1 protein-coding gene is annotated in these 362 nt (G+C 76.0%); it reads right to left on the bottom strand.

All coding sequences use genetic code 11. The features are described 5' to 3' along the window. A partial coding sequence (locus DEF28_RS26935) for a D-alanyl-D-alanine carboxypeptidase (RefSeq protein WP_233515567.1) occupies positions 1-292 on the bottom strand: 292 nt, incomplete at its 3' end. Between the last annotated feature and the right edge of the window lie 70 nt (positions 293-362).

Raw genomic sequence — 362 nt, 5'->3', positions numbered from 1 at the left:
CGGCGGCGAGCGCGTCGTAGCGCTCGACGGTCATCGTCGGGTCGCCGGTCCCGGCCAGGTACAGGTCGCCGTGCACGACACCGTCCCGGGGCGCGGCGCCGGCGTGCACGGTGGTGGCGAACCGGTGGTCGGTGCCGAGCACGTCCAGCGCGGCGGCGGCGGTCAGCAGCTTTGCGTTGGAGGCGGGAATCAGCGGGGTGCCCGGCTCGCGCCGGTAGAGCACGTCGCCTTCGGTGAGGCTGCGCACCACCAGGCCGGACGTCGCGCCGCGCCCCGGGACGGTGTCGTGCACGGCGACCTGTACCTGGCCGGGACCGGCGACCCGACGATGACCGTCGAGCGCTACGACGCGCTCGCCGCCG

Source organism: Marinitenerispora sediminis, from assembly GCF_003336425.1.
In the GTDB taxonomy this organism is placed as follows: Bacteria; Actinomycetota; Actinomycetes; order Streptosporangiales; family Streptosporangiaceae; genus Marinitenerispora; species Marinitenerispora sediminis.
Note: the sequence above shows the minus strand (reverse complement) of the source record. Positions and strands in the feature narration are given on the sequence as shown.